11 protein-coding genes and 1 rRNA gene are annotated in these 15,577 nt (G+C 67.6%); all 12 read right to left on the reverse strand.

Annotation, left to right across the window (positions count from 1 at the left end; translation table 11 throughout):
* Positions 1-191 precede the first annotated feature (191 nt).
* Positions 192-1,714 (reverse strand): 16S ribosomal RNA (locus LEL84_RS04920).
* A 450-nt stretch (positions 1,715-2,164) separates the two neighbouring features.
* Positions 2,165-3,499, reverse strand: a complete 1,335-nt coding sequence (gene tyrS / locus LEL84_RS04925; RefSeq protein WP_226513466.1) for a tyrosine--tRNA ligase — start codon at positions 3,497-3,499, stop codon at positions 2,165-2,167.
* Positions 3,500-3,558: 59 nt separating this feature from the next.
* Positions 3,559-3,780, reverse strand: a complete 222-nt coding sequence (locus LEL84_RS04930) for a Trm112 family protein (RefSeq protein WP_058253839.1) — start codon at positions 3,778-3,780, stop codon at positions 3,559-3,561.
* 5 nt (positions 3,781-3,785) lie between these two features.
* Positions 3,786-6,782, reverse strand: a complete 2,997-nt coding sequence (locus LEL84_RS04935; RefSeq protein WP_226513467.1) for an AMP-binding protein — start codon at positions 6,780-6,782, stop codon at positions 3,786-3,788.
* A gap of 95 nt (positions 6,783-6,877) precedes the next feature.
* Positions 6,878-8,350, reverse strand: a complete 1,473-nt coding sequence (argH, locus tag LEL84_RS04940) for an argininosuccinate lyase (RefSeq protein WP_058253841.1) — start codon at positions 8,348-8,350, stop codon at positions 6,878-6,880.
* Positions 8,347-9,546: an argininosuccinate synthase gene (locus LEL84_RS04945; protein WP_058253842.1), complete on the reverse strand. Its 1,200-nt coding sequence runs from the start codon at positions 9,544-9,546 to the stop codon at positions 8,347-8,349. The genes argH and LEL84_RS04945 overlap by 4 nt, the downstream gene beginning before the upstream one ends.
* 159 nt (positions 9,547-9,705) lie before the next feature.
* Entirely contained in the window at positions 9,706-10,212 is a 507-nt protein-coding gene (locus LEL84_RS04950; RefSeq protein WP_010844368.1) for an arginine repressor, read from the reverse strand.
* Between the two features lie 13 nt (positions 10,213-10,225).
* Complete coding sequence (argF, locus tag LEL84_RS04955; RefSeq protein ID WP_058253843.1) at positions 10,226-11,149, reverse strand: ornithine carbamoyltransferase; 924 nt, start codon at positions 11,147-11,149, stop codon at positions 10,226-10,228.
* The gene (locus tag LEL84_RS04960; protein WP_137810674.1) at positions 11,146-12,339 is read right to left on the reverse strand and encodes an acetylornithine transaminase; all 1,194 of its coding nucleotides are present in this window, start codon (positions 12,337-12,339) and stop codon (positions 11,146-11,148) included. The genes argF and LEL84_RS04960 overlap by 4 nt, the downstream gene beginning before the upstream one ends.
* Positions 12,336-13,253 (reverse strand): acetylglutamate kinase, encoded by a 918-nt coding sequence (argB, locus tag LEL84_RS04965; RefSeq protein WP_226513468.1) that lies wholly within the window; start codon positions 13,251-13,253, stop codon positions 12,336-12,338. The genes LEL84_RS04960 and argB overlap by 4 nt, the downstream gene beginning before the upstream one ends.
* Complete coding sequence (argJ, locus tag LEL84_RS04970; protein ID WP_226513469.1) at positions 13,250-14,512, reverse strand: bifunctional glutamate N-acetyltransferase/amino-acid acetyltransferase ArgJ; 1,263 nt, start codon at positions 14,510-14,512, stop codon at positions 13,250-13,252. The genes argB and argJ overlap by 4 nt, the downstream gene beginning before the upstream one ends.
* The gene (gene argC, locus LEL84_RS04975) at positions 14,509-15,558 is read right to left on the reverse strand and encodes an N-acetyl-gamma-glutamyl-phosphate reductase (protein WP_058253847.1); all 1,050 of its coding nucleotides are present in this window, start codon (positions 15,556-15,558) and stop codon (positions 14,509-14,511) included. The genes argJ and argC overlap by 4 nt, the downstream gene beginning before the upstream one ends.
* Positions 15,559-15,577 lie beyond the last annotated feature (19 nt).

Genomic DNA, 15,577 nt, shown 5'->3' on the forward strand with positions numbered 1-15,577 from the left:
GAAAACGTGTGTTCTCTCAGAACCCCGATAGTGTGTTGGGAGCAGCGAGCCAGTCACCCGGCAAGCTCACCACCAGCGCCTGCCCATATGAGGCCGGCACCTTGCGTGGCGTGTTTGATGTTTCACCCTCGAACACACACGTGCCGCAGAACAGACGCCTGCTGAAACACGTGTTGTTGTGTGCTCCTTAGAAAGGAGGTGATCCAGCCGCACCTTCCGGTACGGCTACCTTGTTACGACTTCGTCCCAATCGCCGATCCCACCTTCGACAGCTCCCTCCCACAAGGGGTTAGGCCACCGGCTTCGGGTGTTACCGACTTTCATGACGTGACGGGCGGTGTGTACAAGGCCCGGGAACGTATTCACCGCAGCGTTGCTGATCTGCGATTACTAGCGACTCCGACTTCATGGGGTCGAGTTGCAGACCCCAATCCGAACTGAGACTGGCTTTAAGGGATTCGCTCCACCTCACGGTATCGCAGCCCTCTGTACCAGCCATTGTAGCATGTGTGAAGCCCTGGACATAAGGGGCATGATGACTTGACGTCATCCCCACCTTCCTCCGAGTTGACCCCGGCAGTCTCCTGCAAGTCCCCGGCATAACCCGCTGGCAATACAGGACAAGGGTTGCGCTCGTTGCGGGACTTAACCCAACATCTCACGACACGAGCTGACGACAGCCATGCACCACCTGTACACCAACCACAAGGGAACGACTATCTCTAGCCGCGTCTGGTGTATGTCAAACCCAGGTAAGGTTCTTCGCGTTGCATCGAATTAATCCACATGCTCCGCCGCTTGTGCGGGCCCCCGTCAATTCCTTTGAGTTTTAGCCTTGCGGCCGTACTCCCCAGGCGGGGTACTTAATGCGTTAGCTACGGCACGGATCCCGTGAAAAGGAACCCACACCTAGTACCCACCGTTTACGGCGTGGACTACCAGGGTATCTAATCCTGTTCGCTACCCACGCTTTCGCTCCTCAGCGTCAGTTACTACCCAGAGACCCGCCTTCGCCACCGGTGTTCCTCCTGATATCTGCGCATTTCACCGCTACACCAGGAATTCCAGTCTCCCCTGTAGTACTCAAGTCTGCCCGTATCGCCTGCACGCCTGCAATTGAGTTGCAGAATTTCACAGACGACGCGACAAACCGCCTACGAGCTCTTTACGCCCAGTAATTCCGGACAACGCTCGCACCCTACGTATTACCGCGGCTGCTGGCACGTAGTTGGCCGGTGCTTCTTCTCCAGGTACCGTCACTCACGCTTCGTCCCTGGTGAAAGAGGTTTACAACCCGAAGGCCGTCATCCCTCACGCGGCGTCGCTGCATCAGGCTTGCGCCCATTGTGCAATATTCCCCACTGCTGCCTCCCGTAGGAGTCTGGGCCGTGTCTCAGTCCCAGTGTGGCCGATCACCCTCTCAGGTCGGCTACCCGTCGTCGCCTTGGTAGGCCATTACCCCACCAACAAGCTGATAGGCCGCGGGCCCATCCCACACCGCAAAAGCTTTCCACCAACCACCATGCGACAGTTGGTCATATCCGGTATTAGACCCAGTTTCCCAGGCTTATCCCAGAGTGCAGGGCAGATCACCCACGTGTTACTCACCCGTTCGCCACTCGAGTACCCAGCAAGCTGGGCCTTTCCGTTCGACTTGCATGTGTTAAGCACGCCGCCAGCGTTCGTCCTGAGCCAGGATCAAACTCTCCATGAAAAAATGTAGAAACCAAACCAACCCGAAAGGCCGGCGTTTCAACACAAAATCTTCAACCAGGAAAGCAAAACCTGACCAAAATAATCCTCAAAAAAAACTGGCATCAAAAAATAAACTCATCAGCATCACGCGACAATCAAAGCCGCGGACACATCATCCAAGCAAACCATCTGACACCACAATATGGCATCAAACAATCCACCAACACACTATCGAGTTCTCAAAGAACACACACCCACCAGACGCCTTCGATGTGAAGCCGGCTCCGATGAGCTCTCCCAGAGCGCGAAAAATACTCGCGATCTTGTTCTCGGGAGTGGCCCGCACAGGCGGCCTGAGCGAGTGGCTCGGGCACTGTTACTTCCCCGGGGCTTGCGGCTCCGGGGGAGTTGCTCTCTGCGGTGCGTCGATTAAGTTACACAGGCGCGAACAACGCGTCAAATCGCCAGGTCAGAGGCCTAGTCTGGCGCCGGCGAAGCTCTTCTTGCCGCGACGCACCACCAACCACCGCCCGTGGAGCAGATCGGCGTCGGCCGGCTGCCACTCCGGGTCGGTGATCTTGGTGTTGTTCACGTAGGCGCCGCCCTCGGACACTGCACGGCGAGCAGCCTTGTTGGACTCCGATAGCTTCGTGTCGACCAGCAACTCGATGATCGTCGGACGGGCCTCGCCGTATTCGGCGATCGAGGTCTCCCCGACTGCGGCCGCGAGGGTCGCCTCGTCGAGTTCATCGAGCTCGGCCCGCCCGAACAGTGCCTGGCTGGCGAGTTGGACCGCATCGGTGTTGGCCTGACCGTGGATGAGGGTCGTCATCTCGGCGGCGAGTGTGCGCTGTGCGCGCCGCAGGTGCGGGGTCTCGGCGGTGGCACGTTCGAGTTCGTCGATCTCCTCGCGCCCCAGGAAGGTGAACCAGCGCAGGTAACGGATGACATCGGCGTCCGCCGTGTTCACGAAGTACTGGTACCAGGAGTAGGGGCTCGTCAGGTCCGGGTCGAGCCACAGACTGCCCCCACCCGTGGACTTGCCGAACTTCTTGCCGTCCGACGAGGTCACGAGCGGAACCGTCATCCCGTGCAGCGCCGAGCCGTCGAGTCGACGGGCCAGATCCACGCCGCCGACGATGTTGCCCCACTGGTCGGAACCACCGATCTGCAGCACACATCCGTACCGGCGGTTCAGTTCGACGAAGTCGTTCGACTGCAGGAGCAGGTAGCTGAACTCCGCGTAGCTCATGCCGTCGGCCTCGAGGCGTCGCTTCACCGTGTCGCGCGCGAGCATCACGTTCACCGAGAAGTGCTTACCCAGGTCGCGGAGGAACTCGACCGCTGACAGCTTGCCGGTCCAGTCCAGGTTGTTCACCACCACGGCGCCCGTAGGGGTGTCGTCGATGTCGACGAACCGCCGAAGCTGCGCATCGATACGCGCGGCCCACTCGGCCACGGTGTCCGCCGAGTTCATCGTCCGCTCCCCCACGTCGCGGGGATCACCGATCAGACCGGTGGCACCGCCCGCGAGGACGATCGGACGATGACCCGCTAATTGGAAACGCTTGAGGGTCAGCAACGGGACGAGGTGGCCGGCGTGCAGACTCGCCGCCGTCGGGTCGAAGCCCGCGTACAACGTGACCGGTCCGTTCGCGAGCGCCTCCCCCAGTGCACCGAGATCGGTGGACTGGGCGATCAGCCCGCGCCATTGCAGTTCGTCGAGGATGTCGACGGTGGCGGGGACGGCAGTCGGCCGGGAGGACTCGGCCGGTCGGGGGGGTTCGACGTTGTCAGCACTCACCCCTCGATCTTGTCATCCGTCGAGATCGAGGTGCGGTCGAGGTGACGCCCGCAGGCGGGCTACTCCGGCTGAGAACCGACGATGCGCTCGTGCTCGGCGTCGTCGACCGTGCGCGCCTCGTCGACGAGCATCACCGGAATGCCGTCGGAGTCGATGCGGTAGGCGACATGCAGCCGCGGGTTGTAGAGCTCGTCGCCGGCGTCGACCAGCGGACCGTGGTCCTGCGGGCAGGCCAGGCGTTCGCGCACGATCGGGTCGATGGCCTCAGCGCGTGTCGTCACCCGGATCAGCCTAGGGCATTGCGCGTCGAGGTCCCGCTCCAGTCCAGCTTCTCCGCCACGGTCCTCGTGTACCTGCGATAGCGCCCTTCGTCGTCGCGATACCAGACGCGCGCACCCGGTTTCGGAAGTCCCTCCTCGACCAGACCGGTGCTGAGCGGGCGGAACGACGCCGACTGCGGGATCTCGTCGACGACGTGGACGAGATGAGGGCGCTCCTCGGCCCGGTACTCCCCCAGCGTGATCCGCAGTTGTGTGACCGTGAGCGAGTCCGGCGTGACCCCGGGCCGGAGGGTCATCGCCGCGACGACGACCTGGTGGCCGGGTTCGCCGACACCGTAGACGACGACCTGGTCGACGCTCTTCAGTCGGGACAGGGCGTGGGCGATCGGGGGGATGAACACCGGGCCGTCCGCGGTCCGGAGCACGCGGTCGGTCGCTCCGAGGAAGTACAGGTCGCCGTCGGCGTCGCGCACGAACAAGTGACCCGACACCTCCCACCGATCACGCGTCGTGAAGACGTCGCGGAGCACCGTCCCGTTGGTGTCGAACTTGTGCTTGGCCTTGGCGAGGAGCAGACCGGGCTCCCCCGTCTCCGCCCGGCGGACGAAGCCCAAGTCGTCGATGAGCAACCGGTCGCCGACGATGTCGTAGGCCGCGACCTCGACGGGGTTCGTCTCCGGCAGTGGCCGGCCGACGGAGGACAACTTGTCCCCGGAGACGTTCGCGAGGATCGCCGAGCCGTCGGCGGTCGCGAAGAACTCGAGGATGCGCGCGCGGGGGAAACTCGAGCACACGTCCTCCCAGAGTCCCGCCGACATACCCGAGCCCATGAACAACCGGATCGGGTTGTGCTGGTTGATGTGGAAGTCGGGGTCGCGAACGATGCCGCTGAGCATCGACCAGGTGTAGGACACGACGGTGATGCCGTAGCGCTGCACCTCGACGGCGAAGTTCGTGGGATCGATGCCGTTCGACAGCGCGATCCTCGACCGCCCGACCACCGTCGCCCCCAGGGTCGTGAGCAGCCCCGACGCGTGGTGCAGCGGCGGCAGGCAGTACACGGTGTCGCGGTCGGTGAGCGCCGCCGCGGCCGCGGCGCCGAAGGCCGACATCGCGAACCGGTGGTTGGTCACCGGCCATGGAACGAGCTTGCCGTAAGCCCGGCTGAACAGGATGAACCCGAGGTCACCCGCGAGGCCGGGGTCGGGCCGGTACCAGGTCGGCATCACGACTTCGTCGGGATCGATGCGTTCCATGTCGACGATCGAGGTGCCGTCCGCACCGTCGATCGCCCGGGAGTCGCCACTGCCGCCGCCGAGCACCAGGACACGGTCAGAGGCGGCACTGGCGAGATCGAGATTGGTGGGGTCGGTGACGATGACCGAACTGTCGGCGAGCCGCATCATCTCGCGGACGTCGGCGTCCGCGGCGAGCAGCACCGCCACCGCGCCCAGACGCGAGAGCGCCGCGATGACGACCAGGGCGCTCGGCCGGGTGTCCATCAGGACGCCGATGTGCTGACCGGGGCGGATGCAGCAGTCGACCAGCCCGGCCACCACGTTGTCGATACGCGTGTTCACCTGGGCGTGGGTGAGCACACGGTTCTCGAAGAGGAACAGTTCCTTGTCGCCGCCGCGCTTGGTGTTCTCGGCCATCAGCTTCGACAGGGAGATGCGCGTCCCGCTCTGGATCTGTCCCAGCCGGAACAGTCGGGGGACGGTCCGCACCGACTCCGAGGCGACCGCCCGCGAGGTGCGCTGCAGGGAGTTGGCCAGGCCGAGCAACTCGCGTGAGGCGGCGGTGCCGGCGTCGGCCACCGACCCCACACCGTGCGTGAGTCGCGACGACAGGCTGACCCCGCCGCCGTGACCCGGCTCGACGAGCGACATCTCGGAGACGAGTTCGGGGCGCGGACCGTTGTCGGAGAGCCAGTTCACCCAGTCGGAGGTCGTCGGCCAGGTGTGTTCACCGGCCGCGCTGCCGACCACGAGTCCGAAATGTCCGGCCGGCAGGGTGGATTCGTACACCTCCGCGTCGGGCGCGGCGCGGACGATGCCCCGTACCGCCGCCGGTTGCCCGATGTCGTCGGCATCGCCCACGAACGCGAGCACCGGGCAGGTGATCTCGGCGAGGGACACCAGATCGCCGTTGATCACGAAGCCGCCGGAGACCATGCGGTTGTGCGCCACGAACTGCCGGAGCAGCTCGGCGATCGCCGGGCCGGACCATGCGACCCAGCCGTCGGCCTCCAGGAAGCGGCGCTGGTCCTCCCGTGGCAGCAGCGCCTCACGATCGTGCAGACGGCGCAGGAAGTCGATGCGGCTGCGCACCGTCTTCACCGGATCCAGGAGCTGGAAGCCGGTGCGCGCCATCCAATCCCGCACCCAGAGGTTGCGTGAGAACGCCTTGTCGGCCAGGAACTCGGCCGCCGGGGCCACCAGTCCCGCGGGCAGCCCCAGGGGCAGTGCGGCGAGGACGTCGACGGGGCTGCCGAACGTGATCAGACTCGCGATCCCCTTGGACCGGCGGTAGGCCGCGGTCTGGTAGGCGAACATCCCGCCCTGCGAATACCCGGCGAGGTGGATGTCACGGCCGGTCGCCTCGACGATCAGGTCGATCGCGTGGCTGATCGCGACCACGTGGTCGGCGAGATTGCGTTCCATCCCGCCTTCTTCGGAGTCGGGTGAACCGAAGTCGACGACCCACGGCGTGATGCCGTTGCGGTGCAGAATCGACACCGCACCGTTGTGCTCGGTGACGTCATAGACGTTGGCCGACACCATCATCGGCGGCACCAGGACGATGTTCGGACCGGTCGACGGATCGTTCGGGAAATACCGACGCAGCCGGAACATCTTGTGTGTCTCGACGACCGCGAAGGGCGCCGGTTCGGTGCCGGTCTCCAGTCCACCGAACCGCAGCACCTCGAGGCCGTTCTGCGCAGTGGCCAACACCCTGCCGACCACCCCCACGAGATCGGGGCCCCCGTCCCACACCGCCATCGTGTCGATCCTCCTGTCGTCGGTGTACCGGCCTCACCAGCGCGTTGATTGACGCGGCGTCGGTGACACAGGTCACTGTACCCAGTCGTGCGGGATCAGTGGCGCCCGCCGTGCCCAGCGGTCCAGCGTGTCCGGAGATCGGCGGTCTGGGCCGTGACGACGTCGATCTGCCGCCGGACCTGTCCGGGTGCGGTACCGCCGTGCGCGTTGCGCGACTCGACCGAACCGCGGACGGTCAGGACGTCACGCACCGCCGGCGTCAGCGCCGGATGGACACCGGCCAGCGTCGCGTCGTCGAGTTCGTCCAGGCCGACGCCCCGGGACTCGGCCTCGCGGACACACGCACCCGCGGCCTCGTGCGCCACCCGGAACGGCACGCCCTGTCGGACCATCCATTCGGCGATGTCGGTGGCCAGGGTGAAACCCGCCGGCGCGAGTTCCGCCATGCGATCGGTGTGAAACTCCAGCGTGGCGACCAGGCCGGTCACCGCGGGCAGCAGCAGCTCCAGTTGGGCCACCGCGTCGAAGACCGGTTCCTTGTCCTCCTGCAGGTCCCGGTTGTACGCCAGCGGCTGCGCCTTCAGTGTGGCGAGCAATCCGGTGAGGTCGCCGATGAGACGACCGGCCTTGCCGCGCATGAGTTCGGCGACGTCCGGGTTCTTCTTCTGCGGCATGATCGAGCTGCCGGTGGACCACGCGTCGGCCAGCGTCACGTAGCCGAATTCCGGTGTGCTCCAGATGATCACCTCTTCGGACAACCGGGAGAGGTCGACTGCGATCATCGCGAAGACGAACGCGGCCTCCGCAGCGAAGTCGCGCGATGAGGTGGCATCGATCGAGTTCTCCGCGGGTGCGTCGAAGCCCAGGTCGGCGGCGATCGCCGCCGGATCGAGGCCCAGGGAGGAGCCGGCCAGGGCGCCGGAACCGTAGGGCGACACCGCGGTTCGACGATCCGCGTCGGCGAGCCGGTCGATGTCGCGCAGGAGTGGTTGCGCGTGCGCCAGCAGATGGTGCCCCAGCAGGACCGGCTGTGCGGCCTGCAGGTGCGTCTTGCCCGGCATGATCGCGTCGGGATGGGCCGCCGCCTGTGCGGTGAGCGCGTCGACGACGTCGAGCAGGCCCAACGCGACCCGCCGCATGGCGGCGCGCAGCCACATCCGGAACAGGGTCGCGACCTGGTCGTTGCGTGAGCGCCCCGCGCGTAACCGGCCCCCGAGTTCGGGACCGACGCGCTCGATCAGGCCACGCTCGAGGGCGCCGTGGACGTCCTCGTCGGACTCGGCCGGCCCGAAGCTGCCGTCGGCGACATCGGCGGCCAGGCGATCGAGCCCGTCGAGCATTCCGGTGAGGTCTTCGGCGGTGAGCAGCCCGGCCTTGTTCAGCACCCGTGCATGCGCTTTGGACGCCTCGATGTCGAACGGGGCCAGGGCCCAGTCGAAATGGGTCGACTTGCTCAGCGCGGCCATCGCCTCCGCCGGTCCACCGGCGAAGCGACCGCCCCAGAGCGAACCCTGGTTGGTCGTCCCGCCGGTCTCCGGGCCGCTGCCGCCGCCGGTGCCCGCACTCACAGATTCAGGTCCCGCTTCGCGGCGATCTTCGACGACAGGCCGTGCAGCTCGACGAAGCCGCGGGCCGCGGACTGATCGAAGGTGTCGCCCTCGTCGTAGGTCGCGAGGTTGAAGTCGTAGAGCGACTCCGAGCTGCGGCGGCCGGTCGCGGCGATCGTGCCGCCGTGCAGGGTCAGCCGGATCTCGCCGGTCACGTGCTCCTGCGTGGAGGCGACGAACGCGTCCAGCGACCGCTTCAGCGGCGAGAACCAGAGACCGTCGTACACCAGCTCGGCCCACTTCTGGTCGGTGCCGCGCTTGTAGCGGCCGAGCTCGCGCTCGATGGTCACGTGCTCGAGTTCTTCGTGTGCGCGGATGAGAACCATGGCGCCGGGCGCCTCGTAGACCTCGCGGCTCTTGATGCCCACCAGGCGGTCCTCCACCACGTCGAGGCGTCCGACGCCCTGGGCGCCGGCCCGACGGTTGAGTTCCTGGATCGCCTCGAGGACGCTCACCGGGCGGCCGTCGATGCTGACCGGGCGGCCCTTGTCGAAGCCGATGATGACCTCGTCAGGCGAGTTCCAGTTGACGGTGGGGTCTTCGGTGTAGTCGTAGACGTCCTTGGTCGGCGCGTTCCACAGGTCCTCGAGGAAGCCGGTCTCGACGGCGCGTCCCCACACGTTCTGGTCGATCGAGAACGGCGACTTCTTGGTCACGTTGATCGGGATGTCGTTCTCCCCGGCGAAGGCGATCGCCTTCTCGCGGGTCCAGGCGTAGTCGCGGACCGGCGCGAGCACCTGCAGATCGGGCGCCAGGGTGGCGAAACCGACTTCGAAGCGGACCTGGTCGTTGCCCTTGCCGGTGCATCCGTGGGCGACGACGGTGCCGCCGTGATCACGGGCGGCCGTGACCAGGTGCTTGGCGATCAGCGGGCGCGACAGCGCCGAGACGAGCGGATAACGGTCCATGTAGAGAGCGTTCGAGGTGATCGCGCCGAGGCAGTACTCGTCGGCGAACTCGTCGCGGGCGTCGACCACGACGGCCTCGACCGCGCCGCAGTCGAGTGCGCGCTGGCGGATGACCTCCATGTCCTCGCCGCCCTGACCGAGGTCGAGTGCCACGGCGACGACCTCTTTGCCGGTCTCCTTCTGGATCCAGCTGATCGCGACCGAGGTGTCCAAGCCGCCCGAGTATGCGAGTACGACACGTTCTGCCATGAGGTGAAGCTCCTGTTCTGCGCGATGACCGAGTCCATCATCGGCCCCGGTGTTCCGACGACACCGCCCGGGTATCCGGTTGGCGGCGTCTCGGCTGTTCGTTTGGTGTGGTCTGCCGGTTCCGCGGAGGCGGAACCGAGAATGTCGATGCGGCGAGGGTTACACGAGGCCCTCGATCCGGCGGGCGAGTTCCGCTCCGTCGAGCGGCTCGCGCGCGACGACGAAGATCGTGTCGTCCCCGGCGATCGTCCCCACGACGTCGGGCAGGCGCGCCCGGTCGAGCGCAGCCGCCAAGTAGTGCGCGGCGCCCGGGGGCGTTCGCAACACCGCGAGGTTGCCACTGCTGTCGGTCGAGACCAGGAGGTCCGACACGAGCCGGCCGAGCCGGTCGGTGCCGCCGGACACCCCGCGGACGGGCGAACCGTCTTCGGGCACCACGTAGACCCCGGCGCCGCCGTCCGCGGCCCGGAGCTTCACGGCCCCGAGCTCGTCGAGGTCGCGTGACAGGGTGGCCTGGGTGGCGTCGACGCCCTCCTCGGCGAGCAACCGCTGCAGCTCCGACTGGCTGCGTACCTGATGCGTGGACAGGATCTCGATGATGCGCGCATGACGCCCCGCCCGGGTGGCGGCGAGGCGGCTCTCCGAGGGTTCGGCTCCGGCGGTCATCGTGGGTGTCCGCTCACTGGTGGTCCAGCAGCCAGATCAGCAGCGCCTTCTGCGCATGCAGGCGGTTCTCCGCCTCGTCGAACACGACGCTGCGGGGTCCGTCGATCACCGAGGCGGTGATCTCGTCGCCACGATGGGCCGGCAGGCAGTGCAGCACGATCGCATCATCGGCGGCATGCATGAGCAGGTCATCGTTGATCTGGTACGGCCGGAACGGCGCCGTGCGGTCCTTTCCGTCGTCCTCTTGCCCCATCGACACCCAGGTGTCGGTCACCAGGACGTCGGCCCCCGTCGCGGCGGCGACGGGGTCGGTCTCGAGCGTCACCGAGCCGCCGGTCTGCGCGGCACGCTTCTCGGCGTCGGCGATCACCGCCGGGTCCGGCTGGAAGCCGTCCGGCGAGCTGAGGACGACGTGCATGCCGGCCGTGACGCCGCCGAGCGCCAGCGAATGCGCCATGTTGTTCGCGCCGTCACCCAGGTACGTCATCGTCAGGCCCGCCGGCTGGCCCTTGTGCTCGGCGATCGTCTGCAGGTCGGCGAGCACCTGGCAGGGGTGGAACTCGTCGGACAGCGCGTTGACGACCGGCACCGTGGCGGTCGAGGACAGCGCTTCGAGCCGGTCCTGCCCGAACGTCCGCCACACGATGGCGTCGACGAAGCGGGACAGGACGAGGCCGGTGTCCTCCAGGGTCTCCTCGCGGCCGAGCTGTGTCGTCCGGCCGTCGACGACGACCGCATGACCGCCGAGCTGGGCGATGCCGACCTCGAACGAGAACCGGGTGCGGGTGGAGTTCTTGTCGAAGATCACCCCGACCCCGCGGGGGCCCTCCAGCGGCCGGAAGTCGAACGGCTTCGCCTTGACCTCGGCCGCGAGTGCGAGCACCTCGGCCTGCTCGGCCGGGGTCAGGTCGTCGTCGCGCAGGAAATGTCTGGTCATGGCTTGTCCCCCTCGTTCGATGTGGCGGCGGTGTCGAGCAGTGTCGGTAGCGCGCGCACGAAATCCTGTCCCTGCTCCTCGGTGAGGATCAGCGGCGGGGCCAGGCGCAGGACGTCGGGCGCGGGTGCGTTGATCAGGAACCCCGCGTCCCGGGCGGCGGCCTCGACGCGCTGCGAGAGCGGCTGCGTCAGCACGACACCGAGCAACAGGCCGGATCCACGCACATGCGAGACCAGCGGATGCTGCAGGTCCTCGATGCCGGTCGCGATCGACTTCCCCACCGCGGCAACGGAATCGAGGAGACCGTCGGCTTCGATGACCCTCAGGACGGCCAGCGCGGCGGCCGCACTGACCGGATTGCCACCGAAAGTGGTGCCGTGCTGGCCCGGCCCGAACAGATCGGCCGCCGGGCCGGTGGCGATGCACGCGCCGATGGGGAGGCCACCGCCCAGCCCCTTCGCAAGCGTCATCACATCGGGGACCACGCCCACCTGCTGATGGGCGAAGAACGTACCGGTGCGAGCGACGCCGGTCTGCACCTCGTCGAGGATCAGCAGCGCGCCGCGCTCCTCGGTGATCCGGCGAGCGGCCGCCAGGTAGTCGGCCGGGGGCACGACGACGCCGGCCTCGCCGAGGATCGGTTCGAGGATCACCGCGGCGGTCTGGTCGGTGACCATGGCGTCGAGCGCGTCGACGTCACCGTAGGGAACGAACCGGACGCCCGGCGGCATCGGTTCGAACGGAGTGCGTTTGGCGGGCTGACCGGTCATCGCGAGCGCACCCATGGTGCGTCCGTGGAAGGCCTGCTCCGCCGCGACGATCTCGGGCCGGCCGGTCCGTCGGGCCAGTTTGAACGCGGCCTCGTTCGCCTCGGTGCCGGAGTTGCAGAAGAACACGCGACCCGGATGACCGAACCGGCCGAGCAATGCCTCGGCGAGTTCGACGACGGGCGGGGCGATGTACAGGTTCGACACGTGCCCGAGCGTCTGGAGCTGGCGGGTGACCGCGTCGACAATCGCCGGGTGGGCGTGGCCGAGGGCGTTCACCGCGATCCCGCCGAGCAGGTCGAGGTAGCGCTTGCCATCGGCGTCGGTGACATACGCTCCCGAGCCCTCCACCAGGGCGATCGGGGGTGTGCCGTAGTTGTTCATCAGCGACTGTGCCCAGCGCTGCTGCAGTGGCGCGGTCATGCGTCCTCCTCAGGCGCGACGACGGTGGTGCCGGTCGAGCTCTCGGTCAACAGTTCGGCCAGTACGGAATGGGCGACACGCCCGTCGATCACGTGTGCGCGGTCGACGCCGCCGGTGACGGCGCGCAGGCAGGCCTCCATCTTGGGGACCATGCCGGAATCCAGCGACGGCAACAGCGCGGTGAGTGTGTCGGTGTCGATCTGGGACACCAGGGATCCGCGGTCGGGCCAGTCCGTGTACAGGCCTTCGACATCGGTCAGCATCACCAGCCGGGACGCCCCCAGCGCCTCGGCGAGAGCACCGGCCGCGGTGTCGGCGTTGATGTTGTGCACCACCCCGTCGCGGTCCGGCGCGATCGTCGAGACGACCGGGATGCGGCCGGCGGCAACCAGATCCAGCACCGCCGAGGTGTTGACCGACGCGATGTCGCCGACGAGGCCGATGTCGGTGGGAACACCCTCGACGAGCACCGTGCGCCGCGTCGCGGTGAACAGGTGGGCATCCTCACCGGTGATGCCGACGGCATACGGTCCGTGCGAGTTGATCAGCCCCACGAGCTCCCGCCCGACCTGACCGAAGAGAACCATGCGGGCGACGTCCATGACCTCGGGGGTCGTCACCCGGAACCCGCCCTTGAACTCACCCGAGAGTCCCAGTCGCTTCAGCATCGCCGAGATCTGCGGGCCACCACCGTGAACCACCACGGGATGCATGCCGCAGGCGCGCAGAAAGACCATGTCCGCCGCGAACGCCTTCTTCAACTCGTCGTCGATCATGGCGTTGCCGCCGTACTTGACGACGACGGTCGCACCGGCGAGTCGCTGCAGCGCGGGCAGGGCCTCGGCGAGGACCTTCGCCTTGGCCAGGCCGGCCGCGGGGTCGATCGGGTGGACGCCCGATTTTGTCTCGCTCATGACGAATACGCCGAGTTCTCTTCGACGTACGCATGGGAGAGGTCGGTGGTCCGGACACTGGCCGCCGACTCTCCCAGCTTCAGGTCGACGACGACGGCGATGTCGGGGCCGGACAGGTCCACATCTCGCGCGCCCTCGACCCCGAAACCGTTCTCGCACACCGGGTTGCCGTTGAACGACACCGCGATCCGGTCGGGATCGACGGTCACCGGCGACGCGCCGACCGCGGCGAGTACCCGCCCCCAGTTCGGATCCGACCCGAAGAGGGCGGTCTTCACCAGCGAATCTCGCGCGACGGCACGGGCGACGGTCAGCGCGTCGTCCTCGGTGTGCGCCCCGGTGACCGTGATGACGACCCGCTTCGTGACGCCCTCGGCGTCGGCCATCATCTGGGCGGCGAGATCGTCGCAGACGGCGAACACCGCGTCGTCGAGATCGCTCTGCTCGACCGGGATCTGGCTGGCGCCCGAGCTCAGCAGCAGAACCGTGTCGTTCGTCGAGCACGAGCCGTCGATGTCGAGCCGGTCGAAGGTGCGTGCCGTCGCCCTGCGCAAGGCGGTGTCGAGCTGCTCGGCGGTGGCCACCGCGTCGGTGGTGAGCACGACCAGCATCGTCGCCAGCGACGGTGCCAGCATTCCGGCGCCCTTGCCCATGCCGCCCACGTTCCACCCCTGCGGATGGTGCAGCGCAGCCTGTTTGGGGACGGTGTCGGTGGTCATGATCGCGTGGGCCGCGTCGGTGCCGCCGGACAGGCCGCCGCCCATGTCCTGGACGATCTCGGTGACCCCGGCGAGGACCTTGTCCATCGGCAGCCGGTCGCCGATCAGTCCGGTGGAGCACACCGCGACCTCCACGGCGCCCGTGCTGGTCCCCCAGTTGCTGAGCGCGTCGGCCACCGCCTCCGCGGTCTTGTGGGTGTCCTGGAAGCCGCCCGGTCCGGTACAGGCGTTCGCGCCGCCGGAGTTGAGGATCACGGTGCGCAGCCGGCCGGTGGTGAGGACCTGCTGTGACCACAGCACCGGTGCCGCCTTCACCTGGTTGCGGGTGAAGACGCCGGCGGCGGAATGGTCGGGGCCCTCGTTGAAGACGAGTGCGAGGTCGAGCGCACCGGATGCCTTGATGCCCGCCGCGATTCCGGCGGCCCGGAACCCCAGGGGCGCGGTGACGCCCTGGTTCCGCACGAGCCGCGGGTGATCTCCGGGGGCGCCGCCCTCGATCCGGTCCTGCTCTGTTTCCGCGCTGCCCTGCGATCCGGTCACGGTGCCACTCCCACGGTGCTCAGTCCCTCGTTCTCGGTCCAGCCCAGCGCCAGGTTCATCGATTGGACTGCGGCGCCGCCGGTCCCCTTGGTCAGGTTGTCGACCGCGCCGACGACCACGAGGGTCTGTGCGCGTTCGTCGACGGTCACGCCGAGCTGGACGGCGTTGGAGCCGATCACCGAACCGGTGGCAGGCAGCCGCCCCTCCGGCAGCACGTGCACGAATTCCTCGTCCGCATAGGCCTTCTCGTAGACGGCGCGGGCCTCCTCCGCGGTGGCCCCGGTGCGCGCGGTGCACGTCGCGAGGATGCCGCGGGCCATCGGGGCGAGGATGGGCGTGAACGAGACGGTCACCGGCTGTTCCGCGGCGGCCGAGAGCGCCTGGGAGATCTCCGGCGTGTGCCGGTGGACCCCGCCCACGCCGTAGGCCCGCGCGGACCCGATGACCTCGGACGCCAGCAGGTCGACCTTGGGCGACCGTCCGGCACCCGATGCCCCGCTCACCGCGACGACGGTCACGTGCGGATCGGCGATGCCCGCGGCGATGGCCGGGAGCAACGACAGGATCGACACCGTCGGATAGCAACCGGGCACCGCGATCCGGCTCGCGTCCCGGAGCGTTTCCCGGTTGCCGGGCAACTCGGGCAGACCATACGGCCAGGTCCCGGCGTGGTCTCCGCCGTAGTACGACGTCCATTCACCGGCGTCGCGCAACCGAAAGTCGGCCCCGCAGTCGATGATCAGCGTCGTCGGCGGCAGGGCATCGGCGATCACCGCGGATGCGCCGTGCGGCAGGCCCAGGAAGACGACGTCGTGTCCGGCGAGGATCTCCGGTGTCGTGTCCTCCAGGACCCGGTCGGCCAGCGGGAGCAGATGGGGATGGTGCGCACCCAGGAGCGTCCCGGCATTGCCACCCGCGGTGAGCGCGCCGATCTCGAGTTCGCCGGATCGCAGACGGGGGTGCCCGCACAGCAACCGGAGTATCTCGCCACCCGCGTAGCCGCTCGCGCCGGCCACCGCCACCCTCACCTTGCTTGTCGAAGCCATGTGATCATTATGCAGCAGG

Source organism: Gordonia sp. WA4-43, from assembly GCF_020520305.1.
In the GTDB taxonomy this organism is placed as follows: Bacteria; Actinomycetota; Actinomycetes; order Mycobacteriales; family Mycobacteriaceae; genus Gordonia; species Gordonia hongkongensis.